We start from the raw sequence: 22,501 nt of genomic DNA, 5'->3' as shown, positions 1-22,501 counted from the left end.
GGCTAGCTCGACGGGCGGCCGGCCACTGGCTGGCTGGGAGTACGGAGACCGCCGACGAGCAGCGACGCGGCGGCGTCGGCGCTCATCGCCCCGGTCCGCAGCCACCACCGCGCGAGCGCCTCGGCAGCCCCGAGGACGGCGGTGGCGACGGCCTCGGCCTCCAGCGCGACGTCGTCACGGCGGGGATGTCCCTCGGGCACGCCGGCCAGCCGCGCGCCGGTGATCATCGCGACGAGCCGCGCGCGCGTCTCGGCGACCCGCCGCGCGACCTCGCCGCCGGCGGGCGCGGACTCGTCGAAGAGCACGCGCCAGGCGTCGCGGTCGCGGTCGACGAACGCGAAGAACGCGCGGACGCCGGCCTCCACGGCGGCGGCGCCGTCGGGTGCGGCGGCCACCGCCTCGACGATCGCCTCGCTCAGCGCGTCGCCCGCCGGCTCGAGGCACGCGAGGTACAGCCGCTCCTTGTTGCCGAAGTACGTGTAGAGCAGCGGCTTGGTCACGCCGATCGCCTCGGCGACGTCGTCCATCGTGACCTCGGCGTAGCCGTGCTCGGCGAAGAGCCGCCGCGCCGCCGCGAGCGCCTGCTCCTCCCGCTCGGCGCGCGGGAGCCGCTTGCGCGACGCCGCGCTCAAGCCGCCCGCGCGGGCGCCGAGCCCCGGCTGAAGCGCTGTTCGCGGGCGTGGACCGGCTCGCCCGCGCCGGGCACGTGGTGCGCGTCGCCGAGGCAGCTCTCCGGGACGCCGAACGCCTCGACGAGCAGCTCGACGTCCTCGCGGATCTCGCAGCACAGGACGTTCACGTTGCGCACGACCGCCTTCGAGCGCGGCGACGAGAGCCGGCCGTGCTCCTGGTAGAAGGCGCGCTCGGCCTCGATGCGCGACAGCGCGTAGAGGCTGCAGAGGCGGCCGAGCAGCTTCGCGAGCCGGTGGTCCTCGCACTCCTCGACGGCGTCCGCGAACGACTCGAGGACGACGAGGTCGATCCAGCTGCGGGCGACCTCGATGACGTGGTCCTGCGTCTCGATCAGCAGCGAGAACGGGTCGTCGCCCCGGTCCATGCCGCCCTTCAGGCGCCGCGCGACGCCGCCGAGCAGGTGCTCGTGGCGCCAGCGGAAGAGGTCGACCTGCGTCTCGCGCTCGCAGAGGTCGGCGTCGTCGTCGCGGCCGGGCAGCAGCGAGTCGGCGAGGCGGTTGAGCACCTCGCGCGCCGCGCTCTTCTCGGCGACGGTGTCGACGACCTGGCTCGCGAGGAACTGCGCGAGGCCGAGCGGATCGAGCTGGCCGACCTCCGCCTTGTAGTCGGTCAGGAGGTTCTTGGCGGCGAGCTGCAGCAGGACGGTGTTGTCGCCCTCGAACGTCGTGAAGACGTCGGTGTCGGCCTTCAGCGCGGCGAAGCGGTTCGCGCGCAGGTACCCGGCGCCGCCGCACGCCTCGCGGCAGGCCTGGATCGTGTTCGTGGCGTGCCAGGTCGCGATGGCCTTCAGCGCGGCGGCGAACGTCTCGAGCTTGCGCCGGTCGGTGTCCGGCACCGAGTCGGGGGCGGCGGTGAAGACGTCGTGGAACTGGTTGCGCAGGCGGTCCTGCGCGAAGTGCAGCGCGTACGTCTCGGCGAGCGGGATCAGGAGCCGGCGCTGGTGCGTCCGGTAGTCCATGATCAGCGCCTCCTCACCGCCGGGCGGGCCGAACTGGCGCCGGGTGAGCGCGTGGCGCACGGCGATCACGAGCGCGACCTTCGCGGCGTTGACGGCGGCGCCGCCGACGCTGACGCGGCCCTGGACGAGCGTGCCGAGCATCGTGAAGAAGCGCTTGTTCGCGTCCTCGATCGGGCTGAAGTACGTGCCGTCCTCGTTGACGACGGCGTAGCGGTCCAGCAGCGCCTCGCGCGGGACGCGGACGTGGTCGAAGGTGAGGCGGCCGTTGTCGACGCCGTCGAGGCCGAGCTTCGCGCCGCAGTCGCCGATCGTCACGCCGGGCATCGGCTCGCCGTCGTCATCACGGATCGGGACGAGCAGGCAGTGCACGCCGCGCTCCTCGCCGCCGACGACGAGCTGGGCGAAGACCGCGGCCATCCGCCCGTCGCGGGCCGCGTTGCCGATGTAGTCCTTGCGCGCGTCCGGCGTGGGCGTGTGGATGACGAACTCGCCGGCGTCCGCGTCGTACGTCGCGGTCGTCTCGATCGCCTGCACGTTCGAGCCGTGGCCCGTCTCGGTCATGGCGAAGCAGCCGGGGAGGTCGACGGACGCGATGTCGCGCAGGTGGAGGTCGTGGTGCTTCTTCGTCCCGAGGTGCTGGACGGCGCCGCCGAAGAGCCCGAACTGGACGCCGACCTTGACGAGCAGCGAGAGGTCGCCGAACGCGAGCGTCTCGAACGACGCGACGCCGCCGGCGACCGCGCCCTCGCCGCCGTACTCGACGGGGTACATCATCCGCGGGCCGACGCCGTCGGCCAGGTCGCGCAGCTGGTCGAAGACGCGGGCGCGGTGCTTCTCCATCGTGAGGTCCGACGCGGGCTCGTGGCCCGGGGCGGAGAGCCATGCGCGGGTGCGGTCGCGGACCTCGGCGCAGTCGCCGTCGAGGAGAGCCTGGAGTCGATCACGGGCGGCGGGCATGCGCCGTTGTTACCCGGGTATAAGAAGAGGTGAAACCGCGTGTGAGGATCGTCACGTAGCATGTGGCGCGGAGGCGCCGGACCCGATCCTCAGGAGGTCCGTCCATGGCCATGGCCTACGTGCTCGACTTCGCCGCGGCGGGGATGGAGCAGTACACCCGTGTCTGCGCGAACCTGGGGCTCGAGCACCTGCCTCCCGGAGCACTCCACCACGTCGCCGGCGAGCGCGACGACGGGCTGCGCGTGATCGACGTCTGGGAGGACGCGGCGGCCTTCGAGCGCTTTCGCGACGAGCAGCTCGGGCCGCAGATGCCGGTCGTGGGGATCTCGCCGCCGCGCGTCCGCGCGGTCAGGGTCGCTGGTGCGAGCACATGGAGCAGCGCGCGCCCGCGGCTCGCGCAGATCGTGATCCTGCCCGGGCTCGATGCGAAGGGGTTCGCGGCGATGAACGCGGCCGTGCGTCCGGGCGGCGAGCCCCCGGACGGGCTCGCGTGGCACGTGAACGGGCCGGTCGAGCACGGCTGGTGCGTCATCGACGCATGGGAGACCGCCGAGCAGCGTGAGCGCTTCATGGAGGAGCGCGTCGGTCCCGTCGCCGCGCGGACCGACCTCACCGGGCTGCCGTTCAGCGAGGACCTCGTCGTGGAGGCGACCCTCTTCGCCGCGGAGCCCGCGGGCGCCCGGTAGGTCAGCCCCAGACGGCGTGCAGCGCCGGCGGCTTGCGGAACACGAGCCCGCGCGCCGCCGGCCTGTCGTGCTTCGAGTCGAGGCGGAGACCGGGGAGCCGGCGCAGCACGCGGTCGACCGCGGTGACCGCCTCGAGCCGAGCGAGGTGCAGCCCGAGGCAGACGTGCGGCCCGGCCGCGAACGCGAGATGCCGCGCGCGGTTCGGCCGGTCCAGCACGAACCGGTCCGGCTCCGCGAACGTCGCCGGGTCGCGGTTCGCCGCCGCGATCGACACGACCACGAGATCCCGCTCACCGATCTCCGCACCGCCGAACGCCATCGCCTTCGTCGCATAGCGGTCGACCGTCGCCGCCGCCGGCTCCAACCGAAGCGACTCCTCGACCGCCGCCGAGACGAGCGCCGAGTCTTCGAGCACCGCCGCCAGCTCCGCCGGCTCCGAGAGGAGATGCATGAGGACGTTCGCGATCATCCCCTCGGTCGTCTCGATGCCGCCGAAGAGCAGCACCGCGGCGTTCGACGCGACCTCGCCGGGAGAGAGGTCGCCCGCGGTGACCGCCGCCCGAAGGGGTCCCTCCGCGCCGCCGGCTTCGAGGCCTCCGGCCACCGCCTTCGCCAGCTCTTCGAAGGCGGCGGCGCCCTCCGTAGGGATCTCTTCGCCGGCCGTTGCGGTCGTCACGGCCGCGACGATCTCGCGGTACCACCCGAGGACGCGGGCCGCGGGAACGTCGAGGCCGAGGGAGGCGGCGGCGATCGTCGCCGCGAGCGGGCCGGCGAGCTCGGTGCGGAGCTCCGCGGCGCCGCGGGGCTCGACCTCGTCGAGGAGCCGGTCGGTCTCCGCTTCGACGGCGCCTTCGAACCGCGCGTGGATGGGTCCGCGGCGGAAGGGCTCGACGAAGGGCGCTCGGTGACGGCGGTGCTCGGCGCCGTCGAGGCTGAGCATGCTCGGGCCGACGACGCGCGCGGTCGTGAACCGCGGGTCGTCGACCGTGAACCGCTCGCTGTCGCGCATCGCCTCGAGCGCGAGCTCGCGGCCCGTGACGAGCCAGCCGCCGAGCGCGGGGATCCACGCGACGGGCTCGCGTTCGCGTAGCCGCGCGAAGAGGGGGTGAGGGTCGCCCTCGAGCTGCTCGAGCGTGATGCTCAGCCGAACACGCCGGCGGTCGCCCTCGGCGCGGCGGGCTCGGGGTCCGTGAACTCGCCCGGCTGCTTGGTCATCCCGGCCTGCACCGCGGCGATCTGGTTCGGCGACCCGATGAGCGCGACCTGCAGCTCGGTCTCCAGCCGCAGCGCCTCGTCGGCGGGCGCCACCCACGCGGTGTCGTAGAGCCGCTTCGCCGCGCGCACCGCGTCGGGCGAGCGGCCGGCGATCTCGGCGGCCAGCGCGCGCGCCTCCTCGAGCGGATCGGCGGCGACGCGCGTCACGAGGCCGAGCTGCGCGGCCTCCTCGCCGCTGACGACCCGGCCGGTGTACGTCAGCTCCTTGGCGACGTCGGCGCGCAGCAGCTTCGGCGCGGTGGAGGTGATGCCCATGTCGGGCACGAGGCCCCACTTGACCTCCATGACGCTGAGCTTGGCGTCCGGCGTCGCGATGCGCAGGTCCGCGCCGAGCGCGATCTGCAGCCCGCCGCCGAAGCAGTTGCCGTGGATCGCGGCGATGACCGGCACCGGCAGGTCGATCCAGTCCGTGCACGCGCGCTGCGCGACGTTCGACCGCCCGTCGCCGCGCTCCATCAGCGCGTCGAGGGAGACCGGGCCGTTGAGGAACGAGGCGACGTCGAGGCCGGAGCAAAAGCTCTTGCCCTCGCCGTGCAGCACGACCGCGCGCACGCCGGGCGTCGCGGCGACCTCGGCCGCCGCGCCGATGATCCCCTCGAACATCGCCGCGTCGAGGGCGTTGTGCTTGTCGGGCCGGGTCAGGGTGACGACGGCGACGTGGTCGTCGACGTCGATGCGGACGCGCTGCTCGCTCATGCCCCAACAGTACGGTCTCGGTGCATGGCGACGATCTGGACCATCGGCTACGAGAAGCTGCGGCCCGAGTCGCTCGCGGCCGAGCTGGAGGCCGCCGGCGTCGAGCGCGTCATCGACGTGCGCATCCGCCCGCAGTCGCGCAAGCCCGGCATGTCGAAGACGCGGCTGGGGGAGATGCTCGCGGAGCATCAGATCGCCTACGAGCACCGGCGGTCGCTCGGAACCCCCGCCGACCTGCGCGCGCTCTTCCGGTCGAACCGCATCGAGGAGGCCCGCGCCGGCTTCCGCGAGCACGTCGAAGCCACGGCATCCCACGAGCTCGACGCGCTGGCCGAGGGGCTCGACGCCGCGCCGCGCACGGCGCTGCTGTGCCTCGAGGAGGAGCCGGAGGGCTGCCACCGGCGCGTCCTCACCGAAGCGCTGCAGCGCCGCCGCCCCGACCTCCGGGTCGTCGACCTCTAGGCGCTGATCAGTAGGCCGGTGCCGTACAGCACGGCGGCGCCGGCGACGATCCCCGCGACGCTCGCCGGGTGCAGCGCGCGGCCCGCGGCGTCGCGGATCGTCGGCACGAGCTGCACGATCACCTGGACGATCGCGCCGATGCCGAAGCCGAGCATGAGCGTCGCGAGCTCGGCATTGAACGCCGAGGCGCCGATGACCGCGCCGGCGATGGCGGGCGCGCCCGCGATCAGCCCGAGCAAACCGAGGCGCGGCAGCGAGGGCCGGCCGGTCCGGCTGAGCGGCGCGACGATGGCAAGCCCCTCGGTCGTGTTGTGCAGGGCGAAGCCGAAGACGAGGAACGCGCCGAGCGCGAGCTCGCCGACCGCATAGGCCGATCCGATCGCCAGCCCCTCGCCGAGGTTGTGCAGCCCGATCCCGACGGCGATCAGCAGCGACAGCTGCGCGGCGTCCGCGCCCGCCTCGCGAGCCCGCGCGCGCCGTCCCGCCAGCCAGCGGTCGAGCGCGACGAGCCCGAGGTACGCGACGCCCGCGCCGAGGAAGAGCAGCTGTGCGCCGCCGAACGCGCCCGTCGAGCCCTCCGCCAGCTCGCTTCCCTCGAGGTACGCGTCGACGGCGAGGAACGCGAGCAGCCCGACGGTGACCGCCATGAAGAACCGGATCCACCGCTCGCGCACCGTGCGCAGCCACGGGAGGAAGAGCATGCCCAGCGCCACCGGGATCACGCCGACGTACAGGCCGAGCAGCGCCATCAAGCCGTAGAAGCCGCCGCCGGGCGACGGCGTCTCGACCGCGACGTCGATCGCGTGCTCGGTCGTCGCACCCGTCGAGCTGAGGAACGTGACGAGGTACGGCGAGCCCTCCTGCCACGGGTAGTCGAGCGTGAACCGCTCGCTGCCGCGCGCGCCGATCCGGTCGCCGGTGGCGTCGAAGTCGACGTAGGCGTCGTTGACGAACGCCTGCGCGACCGTCACCGCGTCCGGCCCGGTGTTGCGGACGACGAGCTCGATCTCGCCGGGCCGCAACTCGGTCCGCTCGACCGCCAGCTCCTCCACCGGCGGCCCGCGCCGCTCCCCGAGCGTGTCGCCGCCGACGCTCAGCAGCGCGGCGAGCGCGCCGGCGATGAGCAGCAGCGGCACCAGGCCGAGCACCCATGCGGGCAGCCGGCGCACCGTCACGCCACCTCGAAGAAGCCCATCCAGCCGAGGTCCGCGAACTCGGTCTTGTGGGCGTGGAACATGAACGTGCCGGGGTGCTTGAAGCGCAGCTCGAGGATCCCGCGCTGGCCCTGCACCTGCGCGATCGTGTCCGTGTACTCGGACGGCTGCAGACGCGTCCCGGTCGGGAAGTAGTCGAAGAAGTTCCCGTGCAGGTGGAACGTGTTGATCGGGTCGTACTCGAGCATGTTCCCGAGGTAGATCCGGACGAGCTCGCCACGCCGCACGCGCACCGGCTCGTTCATGTGGTGGAACGCGACCGAGTTGACGGCGTAGACCTGGTTGCCCTCGCCGTCGAACGTGGTGTTGAACCCGTTCATGATCATCAGCAGCTCGTCGGCGTCCTCGCGGCCCTGCCGCGGGTCGACGATGAAGCCGCCGTACATGCCGCGCGCGATGTGCTCGGCCAGCGGGCCGGCGTGGCAGTGGTAGAGGTGGAACCCGAACGGCTCGGCGTCGAACTCGTAGACCGTGCTGCCGCCGGGCTGGATGAGGCCCGCGCCGATGCCCGGGACGCCGTCCATCTCGGCGGGGTGGATGCCGTGGAAGTGCATCGTGTGCGGGTGCGCGGAGCCGTTGTGGAACCGGATCCGCAGCCGCTCGCCCTCCCGCGCGCGCAGCGTCGGCCCGGGCACGCGCCCGTTGAACGTCCACGCCGGGAAGCTGATGCCGGGCGCGATCTCGATCTCGCGGTCCGTCGCGACGACCTCCCACTCACGCAGCGTGCGGCCGGACGGAAGGCGCGTCGTCCGGCCCCAGTCGAAGTCGCGCAGCACCTCGGTGGGGTTGAAGCCGTTCGCGTCGTGGTCGACGGCGCGGCCCTGTCGCATCGTCGCGCCGTTCGAGCCGCCGCCCTGCCCGTGGTCGTGGGCGTGCCCGGCGTGCGGCGCGTCCTGCGCCGCGGCGGTGTGGCCGGCGTAGCGGTCGCGCAGGCCGGTCAGTGCGGCCGCGCCGGCGAGCACGCCGCCGCCGAGGAGCTGTCGCCGATCGAGCTTCATCAGTTTCTTGGCATACCTAACTGGCGGATTGGCCATGCCGAATCTACCACCGGGACCGGATTCCGGGCGTCGGTTCTTCGCCGGGCGTCCGCCGGATCGCCCCTCTTGCCCGCCGGTCGGCCCGGACGGAGGCTGCGCTTCATGCTCCGCCTCGCCGCCCTGTCGGGCACGCTGCTGGCCCTCGCCGCGGGGGCGGCGTCGGCGCACGCGGCCACGCTCTGCGTCCACTCGGTCACCCCGTGCTCGCCCGGTGCGCTCGACAAGGGCGACGACCTGCAGGCGGCGATCGAGTCGGCGGAGGCGACGTTCGCCGCCGACGTCATCGAGATCGGGCCGGGCAGCTACCAGGGCCCGTTCGAGCACCAGTTCGGCACGGGGCTCGAGCTGCGCGGCAGCGGCGCCGGCATCACCCAGCTGGTGGGCGGTCCGGGCGACCCGGCGACGATCCGGCTCGGCGGCGCCGACATCAGCGACATGACGATCCAGGTCAAGGGAGCGGCGCTCGCGAAGGGCATCGTCGCCGACCACGACGCGCACATCCGCGACGTCGCCGTCTACGGCGCCCCGATCGCCGGCGGCGTGCGCACCGGCATCGAGCTCAACGACGGAGCGAGCATGCTCGAGGCGTCGGTCGCGATGCCGGGGCCCGATGACCGCGCGCTCGCCACGGGCAACGAGTCGAAGAACCGCTACGTCACCCGCGCCACGCTCCAGGCGGCGGAGGGCGTCGTCGTCAAGAGCGGGAACACGAAGTGGCTGACGGTGAGCCAGAGCACGATCACGAGCCCCGCCCCGGCGGTCGCCGAGGCCGGCCGGCTGGCGCTCAACGACACCGTCGTCGAGGGTGCGTTCGCCGTCGGGCTGCGCGCTCGGTGCACCGGCGCCGACGCGTACATCAACGGCCGCAACCTGACGATCGTGGGCAACGGCGCCGGCGCGGGCGTGAAGGCCGAGTGCGGCACGGCCGGCTCGGAGACCGACGTCGTGCTCGAGAGCTCGGTCGTCGACGGCGTCGGCGCGCCGTGGATCCGCACCGCCGTGGGCGGCGCCGACAGCGACGTGCACCTGCGCTGGTCGAACCTGCGCGGCGAGCCGTTCGCGAGCGGGCCGGGGGAGAGCGACCTCCAGAACGTGCTCGACGTCCCCAGCGGCTTCGCGGACGACGGCCGGCACCTCGCCCCCGACTCGCCGCTGCGCGATGCGGGCGATCCCGCCGTCGCGGGTGGGCTGGACCGCGACGGGCGCCCGCGCGTGCAGAACGGCCGCGTCGACATCGGGGCCTACGAGCTCGATCCGCCGCCGCCCGGCGCGCAGCCGCCCGCCGCGGGCGGCGGCGGCGGGACGACAGGTGGCGGCACCGGCGAAGCGCTGCCGCAGCCGCCCGCGCTGACGCCGGCGAAGAAGGCCGTGACGCGCGCCGCGCTGCTACGCGAGCTGCGCCGCACCCTGCGCGGGCGGAAGGGCCGCCTCTACCGGCACCGCTGGCGCGTGCCCGGCACGCTGCGGATCAAGTGGATCGCGCCCGGCGGCCAGCTCGTCGCCTCGATGCGTGTCCAGCGCAAGGCGACCGGCACGCGGCGCATGCGCGTCGTCGCGACCAAGCGCGGCCGCAGCCTCCTGCGGACCGCGCGCCGCGTGACGGTCCGCGCGTCGTTCACGCCGCGAGGGGGCCGCGCGGTGAGGGCCTCCCGCGGCGCGCGCCTGCGCTCCTAGCCCCGCCGCTCGCTCCGGTTCTCAGCGGCGGAAGGTCGGGAGCTTCACCAGGAAGCGCGGGATGTCCTTGCGCGACCGCGCGTAGGCGTTGCGCAGGGCCTCGGCGGCGGCGGGGCCGTGCACGCCGCCGCCGTGGCCGAAGACCAGGTGGTCGGGTTCGTAGCGGCGCGGCGCGCCCGGCGGCAGCGCGCGCAGGAACGGGTGGATCCCGGCGTCGCCCTGGCCGAGCGCGAAGTACCGGCCGGACCCGACCGCCTCGGAGATCACGAGCGCGCGGCGCTCGGGCCACCACAGCGCCAGCTCGCGCCAGCGCGGCAGGTCGACGACCTTCACGACCTCGAACGGCGTGCCCGGAAGGGTCTTCGGCAGCCGCAGGTGCGGGACGCCGAGCCGCTCGGCGACCTCGGCGCAGTCGCGGTTGTGGCGGTCCAGCAGCTGGATGACGCCGGCGACGTCGCCGAGCGCTGCGGCGCGATCGACCGATCCATCGTGGTCGAGCGGATCGATCAGCCAGACGCGGCCGTCGTCGACGAGGGCGTGCGATGCGCGCGCCATCACCTCGTCGACGATCCAGCTCAGGCCGAGCTCGTGCTCCTCGTAGGTCAGGTCCACGCTGGGTATGGTCGCGCTTCGATGAGCGACGTGTGCGTCAGGATCACCGAGTTCACCGATCCCGGCTGCCCGTGGGCGTACAGCGCGGAGCCGTTCCGGCGCCGGCTGAACTGGCTCTACGAGGGCCGGATCGAGTGGGTCGCGCGGATGGTCGTGCTGTCCGACACCGCGGAGGACAACGCCGCGCGCGGGTTCACGCCCGAGCGGTACACCGCCGGCCTCAAGGCGATCGCGCGCGACCAGCGGATGCCGATCGACACGACGCCGCGCGACCGCGTGCCGGGCACGCGTCCCGCCTGCGAGGCGGTCGTCGCCGCCCGCGTCAAGGCGTCCGAGCGCGCGATGCGCCTCGTGCTGCGCGGTCTGCGGGTGCGCAACTTCTCCGGCGAGCCGCTCGACGACCCCGCGACGATCGAGGCCGCCACCCGCGACGCCGGGATCGACCCCGAGGAGCTCCGCGGATGGCTCGGCGACGACGAGGTCCGCGCCGCCGTCGAGGAGGACATGCGGCTCGCGCGCGAGCCGATGCCCGCCGCGCGCGTGCTCGACAACAAGCTCGCCAACTGGTCGGGCGGGCGGCGGTACACGTGCCCGAGCTACGAGATCACGCGTCTCGACGACGGCGTGACGATCTCGATCCCCGGCTTCCAGCCGTTCGCCGCCTACGACGTCGTGCTCGCCAACCTCGTGCCCGGCCTCGACCGCCGCGACCCGCCGTCGTCGGTCGAGGACGTCCTGCGCTGGGCCGGCACGCCACTCGCGACGCAGGAGGTGGCGGTCGTCTGCGACATCGCCTTCGACGAGGCGCGCCAGGCGCTCGGCCGCGTCGCCGAGGAGCGCCACGTCGGGGCTGATGGCCTCTGGACGCTCGCGGCTTGATACAAGCCCGGCATGGGTGAGCTCGGAGGAGAGGCGTCGATCGAGATCGACGCGCCGATCGACGAGGTGTGGCCGATCGTCGAGGACGTCGCCGCCGCGCCGGAGTGGCAGCACGGGCTCGAGCGCGTGGAGACGCTCGAGACCGACGCGCAGGGCCGGACGGTGGTCGCGAACTCGACGAGCGACGCGAAGGTCCGCCACGTCACGACGCGCGTGCGGTTCTCGTACGACGAGCCGCACACGGTGCGGTGGGAGCAGGAGAAGGGCGACCTCAAGTCGCTCGTCGGCGCGTGGGAGCTGGAGGACCTCGGCGGCCGGACGCGCGCGACGTACAAGCTCCACGGCGATCCGGGGCGGATGCTCGGGATGCTCATCCGCGGGCCCGTCGAGGACCGGCTGCGCCAGATCCTCGTGCACGGCCGGCCGGGCGAGCTGAAGGCGCGCATCGAGGGCGGCTGATCGCGATCGCCCGCGACGTCGAGATCCGCGACGAGGTCATCCGGCTCGGCCAGCTGCTGAAGGTGGCCGGCGTCGTCGACAGCGGCGCCGAGGCCAAGGACGTCCTCGCGAGCGGCGACGTCCGCGTCAACGGCGAGCCGGAGGAGCGCCGCGGCCGGCAGCTGCGCCACGGCGACGTCGTCGACGTCGCGGGGGAGCAGCTGCGCGTCGTGGCTCCCTAGTCGATCAGCCGCTTCTCCATCCGGCTGATCGCGAACCGCCAGACGACGACGGCGAAGATCGCCAGCGCGCTGACGTGCCACAGGTCGACGGTCTCGAAGCCGAACGCGGCGTGCCGGACGAGCTGCACGCAGTGGTAGAGCGGGTTGATGTTCGCCAGCACCTGCGCCCACTCGGGCAGCTTGTCGATCGGGAAGAACGTGCCGGCGACGAGCATGAGCGGCGTGATGACCGTGCTCGTCACGTACGAGAAGTTGTCGATCGACTTCAGGACGGCCGAGATGAGGATCCCGAACGACGCCCAGCCGAAGCCGGTCAGGAACGCGATGAACGGGACGAGCAGCATGCCCCACGAGGGGTCGAGCCCGAACACCATCGCGACGAGCATCGGGACGCAGCCGTAGGTCCCCGCGCGCGTCGCGATCCACAGCGCTTCCGCCGTGACGATCTCCTCGCTGTCGACCGGCGCGGCGAGGATCGCGTCGTACGTGTGCTGGAACTCGCGTTTGACGAACGTGCCGAACATGGCCGGGAAGACGCTCGAGAAGAGCACCGCCGTCGCCACCGTGCCGGTGCCGACGAACTCGACGTAGTCCAGGCCGTCGACCCGCGAGACGAGCGCGCCGAAGCCGAAGCCGAACGCGAGCAGGTAGATCGTCGGCTCGACCGTCGACGAGAACGTCACCGACCGCCAGAACGACGAGAAGTTCACGACCTCGCGGACGAGCACGCCCGCCAGCGCGGCCCGGTCGAGGCGTCCGACCTTGCGATCGGTTGGAGGGGAGACGGCGCTCATCAGGTGATCTCCTCGCCCGTCAGCAGCACGAAGACGTCCTCGAGGTTCGCGACGCGCCGCTCGCCGTCGGGCGCCTGGCCGTCGAGGTCCTCGGCGCGCAGGATCGTCACGCTGGTGCCGGTGCGGCGCGTCGGCCAGCCGTGCGAGTGCGCCTCGGCCTCGACCTCGCGCAGGCGCGCGGGCGGCCCGTAGACCTCCAGCGCCTCGCGGCCGGCGTGCTCTGCGACGAGGTCGTTCGGCCGGCCCGTGGCGACGGCGTGGCCCTTCGACATGACGACGACCATGTCGGCGAGGCGCTGGGCCTCCTCGATGTAGTGCGTCGACATCAGGATCGAGACGCCCTCGCTGCGCAGCTGGTCGATGAGCGCCCACAGCTCCTGGCGCACCTGGGGATCGAGGCCGACCGTCGGCTCGTCGAGCAGGATGAGCCGCGGGCGGTGCACGAGCGACCGCGCGATGAGCAGCCGGCGGCGCATGCCGCCCGACAGCTCGTCCACGCGCGCGGTGCGCCGCCCCATCAGGTTCGCGATCTCGAGCGCGCGGTCGATCGCCGCCTTCCGCTCGCTGCGGTCCACCCGGTAGAGGTACGTGAAGACGAGCAGGTTCTGCTCGACCGTCAGCGTCGTGTCGAGGTTGTCGAGCTGCGGCGTGACGCCCATGAGCGCGCGCGCCTGCTTGGACTCGCCCGGCAGCGCGTGCCCGAGCACCTCGAGCGTGCCCTCGTCGGCGATCGCCTGCGCGGTCAGCAGCCTCATCGTGGTCGACTTGCCGGCGCCGTTCGGGCCCAGCAGGCCGACGCACGTGCCGGCCGGGACGTCGAGGTCCAGGCCGTCGACCGCGGTGACCGGTCCGTAGCGCTTGACGACCCCCCGGAGCGTGATGGCGTTCGTCGCGGTCACGCTCCCGACGGTACTGCGCGGGCCCTACACGCCGGGCGCCGTCTCCGCGACGGGAAGCACCGGCATGCGGGGCTCCTCCACCGGGGCGGCGGCACGGGCGAGTGCGCTGCGCGCGATCGCCCACACGACGATGCAGCCGGCCGACAGCGCGGCGAACGCGGGCCGCGCGCCAAGGGCCGCGACCATGGCGCCGGCACCGAAGAACGCGATGGCGAACGCCCACGAGATGAGCGCGCCCTTCAGGCCGAACACGCGGCCCTTCACGTCGTCCGGGATGACGCGCTGGAGCGCGATGTTCTCCGACACGACGGCGAAGCCGTTGCCGACGCCGACGACGAAGAAGGTCGCGAGCGCGACGTGCCAGCTGGGGGCCAGCGCGCAGGCGCCCAGCGCCAGGCCGCACACGAGCATGCCGATGAGGTACAGCCGCCCGTTGTCGCCGTCGCGCGTCGCGAGGACCGACCCGACGGTGATGCCGAGGCCCATCGTCGCGATGACGAGCGACAGCTCGGTCGACCCGCCGTTCAGCGTGTCCTTGACGAGCAGCACCTCCGCGACGTTGACCGCGCCCAGGAAGCAGACGAACGCGGTCGAGCTGAGGACGATCGTGAGCGCCGACGGCGTCGTGCGCAGCGCGTGCGCGCCATCGCGGATGGCGCGGACGAGGCCCGCCTTCTTGCGGCCGACGGCCTCCGCGTCGCCGCTGAACCGCAGCGTGGCGAGCAGGCCGGCCGAGACGAGGAAGCTCGCGGCGTTGACGAAGAGGACGCCCTCCGTGCCGACGAGGACGAAGCCGACGGCAGCGAGGACCGGGCCGGCGGTGTAGCCGAGCTCGGTGATCGCGCCGTACGTGCCCGTGGCGGCCGGGAGCCGGTCACGGCTGACGAGCTGCGGCAGCGACGCCATGACGGTCGGCTGGAACGCGGCCTGGCCGAGGCCGGCGAGCAGGGCGAAGAGGACGGTGGCCCAGAAGGGCGAGGCGAGGGCGAGGCCGAGGAAGGCGCCCGCGCGAAGGAGGTCGGCGCCGACGAGCAGCGTGCGGCGGTCCCAGCGGTCGGCCAGCGCACCGAGCACAGGCCCGAGCGCCATGGCCGGCAGCAGCTCGCACAGCAGGATCGCGCTGACGGCGAAGGGGGAGTCGAAGCGCTCGACGGCGATGAGCAGCAGCGCGACGTAGGCGGCGCCGGTGCCGAGCGACGACTGGACATGGGCGGCGAGGAGGGGGCGGACCCGCTTCTCGCTCGAGAGAAGAGAACGGAAGGTCTTCATCGTTGGGCTCTCCGGGTGAGCTCGAGGGACGACGGTGGCCGGCACGACGACGAGGCTCAACGTCACCTCGTCGCCGCCCGGGCACGGATCAGGTCCAGCTCGCGCGCTTACGCATCTCCGCGAATCCCCTGTTTCGGGGAGGCAGCTCTGGTTCCCCGTCGAGCGCCCGCTACGACGAAGCTCACACCCCAGCCCCTGCCTCCGGTTGGTGCGAAGCGAACATAAGCGAGGTTCGGAGAGGAACGCGATACGACAAGTGTCCAGTTCGCTCAAGTTCCTCTCAGGTCGGCAGGAGACCCGCTGAGTACGGTGACGGGCGATGTCCCGATGGTTGCTGGCGTTCCTGGTTCTCTCACCGGCTTCCGGGGCGCTGATCGCCTGCGGTGACGAGAAGCTCGATCCGCCGCCGCCGAAGGTGCGGTTGGTGGTGTCGAGCCCCTCGGACGCCGCCGTCGTCGACGGCGACGAGGTCGAGATCAGCGGTTCGGTGGTCCCCGCGCAAGCGTCCGTCGCGATCCTCGGGAAAGCGGTCGATGCCCGCGGCGGGACGTTCTCGACGACCGTCGACCTCGATCCGGGGGCCAACATCATCGACGTCGCCGCCTCCGCGGCGGGCCGCCGACCGGTCGTGACCGCGGTCCGCGTCGTGCGCGAGATGCCGGTCCAGGTGCCCGACGTCGCGGGCGAGCGGCCGGACACCGCGGTGCAGAAGCTGGAGGCCCTGGGGCTGCAAGTTTCGTTGCACCGGGGCGGCGGCCTGTTCGACGACCTCTTCGGCGGGGACCCGCGCGTCTGCGGCACCGATCCCGAGGCCGGCGAGACCGTCAAGCCGGGGACGACCGTGACCGTCGAGGTCCAGCGGGCCTGCTGAACGTCAGCTGTCGGGCCGGACGGCGACGAGGCTGATGCGCGGGCGGTCGGACTCGCGGACGACGGAGAAGACGATCTCGCCGCCGAAGGCGCTCTCGCCGCGGCGGCTGACGCGGTAGCGGCCCTCGGCGCGGCCGACGTCGCCGCCGGTCGCGTCGTCGATGCTCAGCGCGTAGCGCTCGACGGAGCTGTTCGAGAACTGCGACTTGTATGCCGCGACCACGTTCGCGCGGCCGCTCTGGCGATCGCCGGGGAGGACGCGCTCGGCGTCGCGGGACAGCGTCCGGCCGAGCGCCGCCGGGTCCTCGCGCTCGTACGCCTTCGCGAAGCGCGCGACGACCTCGCGCACCTCGTCCGCGCTCACCGAGCCGGTCCCGTCGCCGGGCGACCCGTCGAACGCGTTGACCGCGAAGCCGACCCCGACGCCGATGATCGCCAGCGCGACGATCGCCAGCAGCGCGACGGCCCACCCGCGCACGCCGCGGCGGGTCTTGACCTCGGCGGGGCGAGGGTCGTCCGCGACGCGCGTCCTCGCGTCCGCCGCACCACCGGGGGTCTGTCCCCGGTGGTGCGCGGCCACGCGGGTCTTGGCGGCCGCGGGGTCGTCGAAGAGCGATGGCTTCTCCGGCGCGGGGATCGGCGGGATGACGCGCGTCGGGGCGTCGTGGGGGGCGGCGTCGCCGCGCGCGACGCTGCGCTCGGCGTCGGTGACCGGCGTGCCGCGGGCGGCGGCGGAGGCGGCACGGGCGAGGTCGCCGGCCGACGGGAAGCGGTCGGCGGGGCGCTTGGCCAGCGCGCGGGCGACGACGCGGTCGAACGCCTCGGGCGCGCCGGACTCCGACGGCCGCGGCACGGGATCGGCGAGGTGCGCGCTCATCGTCGCCGGCACCGTCGGCCGCGCGAACGGCGGCCGCCCGGTGAGCGCCGCGTAGAGCACGCAGCCGAGCGCGTAGACGTCCGAGCGGGCGTCGGTCCGGCGGCCCTCGAGCTGCTCGGGCGACGCGTAGTCGACGGTCCCCAGCCAGCGCCCGGTCTCGGTCAGGTCGCCCGCGCCGCCCTCCAGTCGCGTGAGGCCGAAGTCGGTCAGGAAGACGCGCCCGGTGTCCTCGAGCAGGACGTTGCCCGGCTTGACGTCGCGGTGCACGAGCCCCGCCGCGTGCGCGGCGTCCAGCCCCGACGCCACCTCGCCGAGGACGCGCGCCGCCTCGCCGGGCTCGAGCGCGCCGCGATCGCGCAGCACGTGCTGCAGGTCGGTGCCGCGGACGAGCTTCATGACGAGGTACAACCGCCCGTCCTCCTCGCCCGCCGCGTAGACCGGGATGACGTTCGGGTGGTCGATCGCCGCGGCCATCTTCCACTCGCGCTGGAAGCGCGCGCGGAACTCGGGATCGCCCGCACGATCGGCGGGCAGCACCTTGAGCGCGACCGGTCGTCCGAGGCTCAGCTGCGTGGCGCGGTAGACGACGCCCATGCCGCCGTGCGCGAGCACGCCGGAGATCCGGCAGCCGGCGAACTCGGTCCCGTCGACGAGGCTGGGCACACAGGGAGTCTGACGAACGCGCTCGCGCGGCTACCGTGGTTCCCAGTGCCCGGAGAGCACGACAGCAGCAGCGCGTCGCCCGTCGAGCGGCTCCTCGAACGCGACCGCGACGAGCGTCTCGACAGCGGCCGGCCTCTGTCGGACCGCGCCCGCCAGACGCAGCGCAGCCTCGAGGCCTACCTCAAGGCCGGCAACCGCCCGCGGTGGATGGAGCGCATCGCCGAGATCGACCAGGGCATCGCGAACCAACGCCGCCGGCTCGAGCGCACGTACCGCGCACTGCAGGCGGAGCACGAGGACCCGGAGGCGTTCGCCGAGCGCTGGCGCGCCACGGTGCGGGCCTGGCGGTTCGACGAGCTCAACGAGCTCATCACCCAGCACAACGAGTGGTACCCGATCGAGCGCCAGCTTCCGATCGACCTGCGTACACGCGACTACGTCAAGGTCGCCGGCCGCTCCTACCGCCGCCCGCTGCTGACGGAGGCGTGGGTGCTCGAGCAGTTCCCGGCGTGACCGCACCCGTTTTGCGCTGACAGCCGGTCGGGCAGTCCGGGAGAAGGAACCCGAACCCGGAGGAGCGCGACATGAAGGCAGTGGCTTGGCACGGCAGGCGGGACGTCCGCGTCGACGACGTGCCCGACCCCCGCATCGAGGAGCCGACGGACGCGATCATCCGGATCACCACCACGGCGATCTGCGGGTCGGACCTCCACCTCTACGAGGTGCTCGGGCCGTTCATCCGCGAGGGCATGGTCCTCGGCCACGAGCCGATGGGCATCGTCGAGGAGGTGGGCAGCGCGGTCACCGAGATCAAGCCGGGTGATCGCGTCGTCATGCCGTTCCAGGTCGCGTGCGGCAGCTGCTGGATGTGCGGCCAGGGGCTGCAGACCCAGTGCGAGACGACGCAGACGCGCGAGCAGGGCATGGGCGCGATGCTCTTCGGCTACACGAAGCTCTATGGCGACAAGGACGGCGGCCAGGCGGAGTACCTGCGCGTCCCGCACGCCAACTACACCCACATGAAGGTGCCGGACGGCCCGCCGGACGAGCGGTTCATCTACCTCTCCGACGTGCTGCCGACGGCGTGGCAGGCCGTCGAGTACGCGGGCGTGCCGGCCGGCGGCAGCGTCGTCGTGCTCGGCCTCGGGCCGATCGGCGACATGGCCGCGCGGATCGCGGCTCACAAGGGCTTCCGGGTCATCGGCGTCGACCTCGTGCCGGAGCGCTTGGAGCGCGTCAGGCAGCGCGGCATCGAGGTCGTCGACCTCTCCGAGCACGGCAAGGACCTCGCGGAGGTCATCCGCGGCATGACCGACGGCCGCGGGCCGGACTCCGTCATCGACGCGGTCGGCATGGAGGCGCACGGCTCGCCGATCGCCGGCATCGCCCACCGCATGGTCGCGTTCCTCCCCGACGCGGTCGGCGAGAAGGTCATGCAGACCGGCGGCATCGACAAGCTGGCGGCGCTCTACAGCGCCATCGACATCGTGCGCCGCGGCGGCACGATCTCGCTGAGCGGCGTGTACGGCGGCATGGCCGACCCGATGCCGATGCTGCAGATCTTCGACAAGCAGATCCAGCTGCGCATGGGCCAGGCGAACGTCAAGCACTGGGTGCCCGAGATCATGCCGCTGCTGACCGACGAGGACGTGCTCGGCGTCGAGTCGTTCGCGACGCACCACATGAGCCTCGACGAGGCCCCGCACGGCTACGAGATCTTCCAGAAGAAGCAGGACGGGGCGATCAAGATCCTTCTCCACCCGTAGGCCGTTCCGTGGTTGGCTGTACGGGCCATGAGCTCGTACAGCCTCTCGGGGAAGGTCGTCCTCATCACCGGCGCGGCGCGGGGCATCGGCTTCGCGACCGCGCGCGCCTGCGCGCGCCGCGGCGCGTCCGTCGTCGTCGTCGACCTCGACCAGGCGGCGGCCGATGCCGCGGCGTCCGATCTGCGCTCGCCGAAGGCGTTCGGGCTCGCGGCGGACGTGACCGACCGCGGCGCGGTCCAGCGCGCGATCGCGACGGCCACCGAGCGCCTCGGCGGCGTCGACGTCGTCATCGCCAACGCGGGCATCGCCTCGACGGCGACCACCGCGCGGGCGATGGCCACCGAGAACTTCGACCGCGTGCTCGCCGTCGACCTGCACGGCGTCTGGAACACCGTCCAGGCGGCGCTGCCCGAGGTCATCCGGCGCCGTGGCCACATCGTCGTGATCTCGTCGGTCTACGCGTTCGCCAACGGCTTCGGGAACGTGCCGTACGCGATGGCGAAGGCGGGCGTCGAGCAGCTCGGCCGCGCGCTGCGCGTCGAGCTCGCGCACTACGGCGTCGGCGTCACCGTCGCCTACTTCGGGTTCATCGACACGCCGATGGTCCACCAGGGCCTCGACGAGGACCCGCTCGCCGACGTCGTCAAGGAGAACATCCCCGGGCCGCTGCTCAAGCGGCTGCCGCCGAGCGCCGCCGGCGACGCGATCGCCCGCGGCATCGAGAAGCGCGCACCGCGCGTCATCCGGCCGCGGCGCTGGGCCGTGCTGTCGACGCTGCGGGGGATCATCAACCCGCTGCTCGACGCGCAGATGGTGCGCGACCCGCGCGTCCAGGACGTGGTCCGGCGCGTCGAGGAGCGCGAGGGCCAGGAGCAGAGGACGACCGCATGATCGACTGGGGGACGGGCACGTACGAGTTGACGGCCGAGCGGCTCGAGCCCGCCGCCGAGGTGGCCGTCGCCGCGCTCGCGCCGCAGCCGGGCGAGCGGCTCGCCGATGTCGGCTGCGGAACCGGCAACGCCGCGCTGCGCATCGCCCGCGCGGGCGCCACGGCGATCGGCGTCGATCCGGCGGAGCGCCTGCTCGAGGTCGGCCGCTCGCGTGCCGCGGCGGAGAAGCTCAGCGCGGAGTTCGTGACCGGCGAGGGCGCCGCGCTGCCGTTCGCCGACGACGAGCTCGACGGCCTCATCAGCGTCTTCGGCGTCATCTTCGGCGACATCGCCGCCGTCGTTCCCGAGCTCGTCCGCGTCGTCCGGACCGGCGGCCGCATCGTGCTGACGACGTGGACGATGGACGGCGCCACGCCGCGCGTCGCGATGGCGATGGGCGAGCTGATCGGCCGGCCGCCGGGGCCCGCGACGTGGAGCGACCCGGACGTCGTCCGCGATCGCTTCGCCGGGCACGACGTCGCCGTCGCGACGGCGTCCATCGCGTTCGACGGGCCGTCGGTCGAGGCGTACGTCGCCGAGCACGCCGACCACCACCCGCTCTGGCTGGCGTCGGCGCCGGCCCTGCGCGAGCGGGGCCTCTCCGAGCGCGCGAACCAGCTCGCGGTGGACATCTACACCGAGGCCAACGAGGACCCCGCGGCGTTCCGGACGACGAGCACCTACTCGGTGATCACGGTCACCGTGCGCTGATCAGCCGTCCCCGCTGCCGGGCTCGGCCTGCTTGCGGTGCATCAGCGCCTTCGCCCTGTCCGGCAGGAGCCGGCTGCCGCGGCCCTGCAGCTTGGTCGACAGCGACGCCGACTCGACGCGCTCCTTGCCCGCCATGAGCGCCTCGAAGCCGTCGCGCGCGACGTCGGCCGGGTCGTCCTTGTCGGCGGAGCCGATCTTCGTGTCGAGCATGTCCGCACGCTCGAAGAACTCGGTCTCGGTCGGGCCGGGCATGAGCAGCGTCACGGTCACGCCGGTGTCCTTCAGCTCCTCGCGCAGGGCGAGCCCGAAGGACTGGTCGAAGGACTTCGACGCGTTGTAGACGGCCTGGAACGCGCCTGGCATCGTCGAGGCGATCGACGACGTGATGAGGATCCGGCCCTCGCCGCGGGCGACCATGTCGCGCACGACGTACTTCGCCAGGTGCACGAGCGACCGGACGTTCAGGTCGACGATGCGCAGCTCGTCCTCGAGGCGCGTGTCGGTCGCGAACGCGCCGCCGGCGCCGACGCCCGCGTTCAGCGCGACCGCGTCGACCGGGCGGCCGGCGGCGGTCATGCGGCGGTGCAGCTCCTCGACGCCCTCGGGCGTGGCGAGGTCCGTCTGCACGGCCTCGACGTGCGCGCCGAGCACCTCGAGCGCCCGCGCGGCGCCGGTCAGCTCGCCGTCCTCGGCGGCGACGATGAGGTCGAAGCCGTTCTCGGCGAACTGCTTGGCGAGCTCGAAGCCGATGCCGGACGAGGCGCCCGTGACGACGGCGAGCCGGCGAGTGGGGGAAGCGGCCATCCGGCGGTCCTTCCCACCGGCGGCGGGGCTCACCGCCCGAAGGCGCGTTCGGCGGCTTCCTGCGTGGGCGCGAACGTGAAGGTCTGGTCGAGCCGAGTGCGGCTGAAGATGCTGTGCAGGACGGGGCCGACGCCGACGAGGACCATCTCCGCGCCCACCGCCGTCGCGCGACGCAGGACGTTCAGCAGCGACGCGAGCCCGGCCGAGTCGATGAACGGCACCTCGGTCATGTCGACCATGAGCGCCTCGCGCTGCTCGGCGCGCAGAGCGTCCGCCGCCGCCGTGACGAAGCGGCCGACCGTCGAGAGGTCGAGCTCGCCCACGAGCGAGAGGACGATCGCCTGGTCGGTGCGGCCCTCCACCACCACGAGGCTCTCGGGGTGCGTCAACCCGCGTTGCGCACGGACCGCCGCATGGAACCGTTCCGGCTTCACCCCCGTCAGAACGCCGGTGCACCGCCCTGGTTGGACGGTTGCTTGGCGCGACCGAACTAGAGGTGAGGAAGCAGCGGCGAGCGCACGCCGGAGTCGAGCCCGCGGGCACGCGCGAGCCGCTCCAGCATCGCCGCCGTGTCGGCGATCGGCACGCCGGTGAGGTGGTGCTCGCGCCCGGCGAAGTCCTGCACGATCGCGTCGAGCGCGCCAGCGTAGGCGGCGCCATCGCGGGCGGCGAGCGCGGCGATCGCCGTCGCGGTGCGATCGAACGCGTCCGACCCGCCGCGCATCTGCTCGGCCGCCTTCGCGGCGAGCGCGTCGTCCTGGTGCACCAGCGCCGCGATGGCGACCGCGTACGCGGAGGTGGGGGAGCCCGGCTCGTCGCCGATCGTGCTGTGCACGTACCGCGCCGACGTCTCCGCGTCGCCGGCCAGCACCGCGGCCTTCAGCATCCCGACAAGGCGCCCGTAGGCATCCGGGGGAGCGGCCTCCCACGAGGCGCGGTAGCGATCCGAGGCGGCGCGAAGCGCGTCGACGGCAGCGACGTCGTCGCGGTCGAGGAGCGCGCGGTGGCCCTCGGCCTCGAGCTCGATCGCCTCCTGCAGGAGAGCACGGTGGTCCGTCATCGCGCCGGGACGGTACTGATCGGGGGCCGACCTACA

The 22,501-nt window shown here is 73.3% G+C and carries 25 protein-coding genes; 11 read left to right on the top strand and 14 right to left on the bottom strand.

The annotated features are described in order from the left end of the window. Positions 1–2: 2 nt before the first annotated feature. Together AC1UE4_RS05320 and AC1UE4_RS05315 are read right to left on the bottom strand one after the other, a co-directional pair. Positions 3–632, bottom strand: a complete 630-nt coding sequence (locus tag AC1UE4_RS05320; RefSeq protein ID WP_482916178.1) for a TetR/AcrR family transcriptional regulator — start codon at positions 630–632, stop codon at positions 3–5. Continuing rightward, complete coding sequence (locus tag AC1UE4_RS05315) at positions 629–2,608, bottom strand: acyl-CoA dehydrogenase family protein (RefSeq protein WP_482916177.1); 1,980 nt, start codon at positions 2,606–2,608, stop codon at positions 629–631. Before AC1UE4_RS05315 ends, AC1UE4_RS05320 begins: the two co-directional genes overlap by 4 nt. Before the next feature lie 104 nt (positions 2,609–2,712). Between AC1UE4_RS05315 and AC1UE4_RS05310 the strand changes: the two genes are divergently transcribed. Continuing rightward, positions 2,713–3,294: a hypothetical protein gene (locus AC1UE4_RS05310; RefSeq protein WP_482916176.1), complete on the top strand. Its 582-nt coding sequence runs from the start codon at positions 2,713–2,715 to the stop codon at positions 3,292–3,294. A 1-nt stretch (position 3,295) separates the two neighbouring features. On the opposite strand, the gene AC1UE4_RS05305 is transcribed toward AC1UE4_RS05310, so the two are convergent. Continuing rightward, on the bottom strand, positions 3,296–4,303 hold the full coding sequence (locus AC1UE4_RS05305) for a cytochrome P450 (protein WP_482916175.1): 1,008 nt from the start codon (positions 4,301–4,303) through the stop codon (positions 3,296–3,298). Between the two features lie 131 nt (positions 4,304–4,434). Continuing rightward, positions 4,435–5,265: a crotonase/enoyl-CoA hydratase family protein gene (locus tag AC1UE4_RS05300; RefSeq protein WP_482916174.1), complete on the bottom strand. Its 831-nt coding sequence runs from the start codon at positions 5,263–5,265 to the stop codon at positions 4,435–4,437. A 24-nt stretch (positions 5,266–5,289) separates the two neighbouring features. On the opposite strand from AC1UE4_RS05300, the gene AC1UE4_RS05295 reads away from it, so the two are divergent. After that, a complete protein-coding gene (locus tag AC1UE4_RS05295) occupies positions 5,290–5,727 on the top strand; it encodes a DUF488 domain-containing protein (protein WP_482916173.1) in 438 nt (145 codons plus the stop codon). On the opposite strand, the gene AC1UE4_RS05290 is transcribed toward AC1UE4_RS05295, so the two are convergent. Further along, positions 5,724–6,896 carry a ZIP family metal transporter gene (locus AC1UE4_RS05290; protein WP_482916172.1) on the bottom strand — a complete coding sequence of 391 codons (1,173 nt, stop codon included), beginning with the start codon at positions 6,894–6,896 and terminating at the stop codon, positions 5,724–5,726. The genes AC1UE4_RS05295 and AC1UE4_RS05290 overlap by 4 nt on opposite strands. 2 nt (positions 6,897–6,898) lie before the next feature. Continuing rightward, positions 6,899–7,939, bottom strand: coding sequence for a multicopper oxidase domain-containing protein (locus tag AC1UE4_RS05285; protein ID WP_482916171.1), 1,041 nt, complete (start codon positions 7,937–7,939; stop codon positions 6,899–6,901). Between the two features lie 141 nt (positions 7,940–8,080). Between AC1UE4_RS05285 and AC1UE4_RS05280 the strand changes: the two genes are divergently transcribed. Next, positions 8,081–9,652 carry a choice-of-anchor Q domain-containing protein gene (locus tag AC1UE4_RS05280; RefSeq protein WP_482916170.1) on the top strand — a complete coding sequence of 524 codons (1,572 nt, stop codon included), beginning with the start codon at positions 8,081–8,083 and terminating at the stop codon, positions 9,650–9,652. A 21-nt stretch (positions 9,653–9,673) separates the two neighbouring features. On the opposite strand, the gene AC1UE4_RS05275 is transcribed toward AC1UE4_RS05280, so the two are convergent. After that, the gene (locus AC1UE4_RS05275) at positions 9,674–10,264 is read right to left on the bottom strand and encodes a hypothetical protein (protein ID WP_482916169.1); all 591 of its coding nucleotides are present in this window, start codon (positions 10,262–10,264) and stop codon (positions 9,674–9,676) included. Between the two features lie 21 nt (positions 10,265–10,285). Between AC1UE4_RS05275 and AC1UE4_RS05270 the strand changes: the two genes are divergently transcribed. The 3 genes from AC1UE4_RS05270 to AC1UE4_RS05260 are packed head-to-tail and all read left to right on the top strand — an operon-like array spanning position 10,286 to position 11,823. Then, entirely contained in the window at positions 10,286–11,143 is an 858-nt protein-coding gene (locus AC1UE4_RS05270) for a DsbA family oxidoreductase (protein ID WP_482916168.1), read from the top strand. Positions 11,144–11,155: 12 nt separating this feature from the next. Continuing rightward, positions 11,156–11,602, top strand: coding sequence for a type II toxin-antitoxin system RatA family toxin (locus AC1UE4_RS05265; RefSeq protein ID WP_482916167.1), 447 nt, complete (start codon positions 11,156–11,158; stop codon positions 11,600–11,602). Further along, entirely contained in the window at positions 11,599–11,823 is a 225-nt protein-coding gene (locus tag AC1UE4_RS05260; protein ID WP_482918205.1) for an RNA-binding S4 domain-containing protein, read from the top strand. Before AC1UE4_RS05265 ends, AC1UE4_RS05260 begins: the two co-directional genes overlap by 4 nt. Here AC1UE4_RS05260 and AC1UE4_RS05255 read toward each other — a convergent pair. The 3 genes from AC1UE4_RS05255 to AC1UE4_RS05245 are packed head-to-tail and all read right to left on the bottom strand — an operon-like array spanning position 11,820 to position 14,785. Then, positions 11,820–12,617, bottom strand: a complete 798-nt coding sequence (locus tag AC1UE4_RS05255) for an ABC transporter permease (protein ID WP_482916166.1) — start codon at positions 12,615–12,617, stop codon at positions 11,820–11,822. The two genes, AC1UE4_RS05260 and AC1UE4_RS05255, sit on opposite strands and share 4 nt — an antisense overlap. Further along, the gene (locus AC1UE4_RS05250) at positions 12,617–13,516 is read right to left on the bottom strand and encodes an ABC transporter ATP-binding protein (protein ID WP_482916165.1); all 900 of its coding nucleotides are present in this window, start codon (positions 13,514–13,516) and stop codon (positions 12,617–12,619) included. Before AC1UE4_RS05250 ends, AC1UE4_RS05255 begins: the two co-directional genes overlap by 1 nt. 24 nt (positions 13,517–13,540) lie before the next feature. Further along, complete coding sequence (locus AC1UE4_RS05245) at positions 13,541–14,785, bottom strand: MFS transporter (RefSeq protein ID WP_482916164.1); 1,245 nt, start codon at positions 14,783–14,785, stop codon at positions 13,541–13,543. A 319-nt stretch (positions 14,786–15,104) separates the two neighbouring features. Here AC1UE4_RS05245 and AC1UE4_RS05240 point away from each other — a divergent pair, with 319 nt between their 5' ends. Beyond that, positions 15,105–15,656: a PASTA domain-containing protein gene (locus tag AC1UE4_RS05240; protein WP_482916163.1), complete on the top strand. Its 552-nt coding sequence runs from the start codon at positions 15,105–15,107 to the stop codon at positions 15,654–15,656. 3 nt (positions 15,657–15,659) lie between these two features. Here AC1UE4_RS05240 and AC1UE4_RS05235 read toward each other — a convergent pair whose 3' ends face one another. Next, positions 15,660–17,195, bottom strand: coding sequence for a serine/threonine-protein kinase (locus AC1UE4_RS05235; protein WP_482916162.1), 1,536 nt, complete (start codon positions 17,193–17,195; stop codon positions 15,660–15,662). 45 nt (positions 17,196–17,240) lie between these two features. Between AC1UE4_RS05235 and AC1UE4_RS05230 the strand changes: the two genes are divergently transcribed. The 4 genes from AC1UE4_RS05230 to AC1UE4_RS05215 all read left to right on the top strand — a co-directional run bounded on the left by AC1UE4_RS05230 (position 17,241) and on the right by AC1UE4_RS05215 (position 20,601). Beyond that, entirely contained in the window at positions 17,241–17,708 is a 468-nt protein-coding gene (locus tag AC1UE4_RS05230) for a hypothetical protein (RefSeq protein WP_482916161.1), read from the top strand. A 71-nt stretch (positions 17,709–17,779) separates the two neighbouring features. Further along, positions 17,780–18,961, top strand: coding sequence for a zinc-dependent alcohol dehydrogenase (locus AC1UE4_RS05225; protein WP_482916160.1), 1,182 nt, complete (start codon positions 17,780–17,782; stop codon positions 18,959–18,961). A gap of 27 nt (positions 18,962–18,988) precedes the next feature. After that, positions 18,989–19,852, top strand: a complete 864-nt coding sequence (locus AC1UE4_RS05220) for a short-chain dehydrogenase/reductase (protein ID WP_482916159.1) — start codon at positions 18,989–18,991, stop codon at positions 19,850–19,852. Beyond that, complete coding sequence (locus AC1UE4_RS05215; RefSeq protein WP_482916158.1) at positions 19,849–20,601, top strand: class I SAM-dependent methyltransferase; 753 nt, start codon at positions 19,849–19,851, stop codon at positions 20,599–20,601. Before AC1UE4_RS05220 ends, AC1UE4_RS05215 begins: the two co-directional genes overlap by 4 nt. Here AC1UE4_RS05215 and AC1UE4_RS05210 read toward each other — a convergent pair whose 3' ends face one another. The 3 genes from AC1UE4_RS05210 to AC1UE4_RS05200 form a co-directional block, all read right to left on the bottom strand. Beyond that, entirely contained in the window at positions 20,602–21,405 is an 804-nt protein-coding gene (locus AC1UE4_RS05210; protein WP_482916157.1) for an SDR family NAD(P)-dependent oxidoreductase, read from the bottom strand. It abuts the gene before it with no gap. Positions 21,406–21,434: 29 nt separating this feature from the next. After that, positions 21,435–21,794 (bottom strand): STAS domain-containing protein, encoded by a 360-nt coding sequence (locus AC1UE4_RS05205; protein ID WP_482916156.1) that lies wholly within the window; start codon positions 21,792–21,794, stop codon positions 21,435–21,437. Between the two features lie 101 nt (positions 21,795–21,895). Continuing rightward, a complete protein-coding gene (locus AC1UE4_RS05200) occupies positions 21,896–22,465 on the bottom strand; it encodes a hypothetical protein (RefSeq protein WP_482916155.1) in 570 nt (189 codons plus the stop codon). Positions 22,466–22,501 lie beyond the last annotated feature (36 nt).

The sequence above is a fragment of the Parviterribacter kavangonensis genome, from assembly GCF_056863335.1.
Note: the sequence above shows the minus strand (reverse complement) of the source record. Positions and strands in the feature narration are given on the sequence as shown.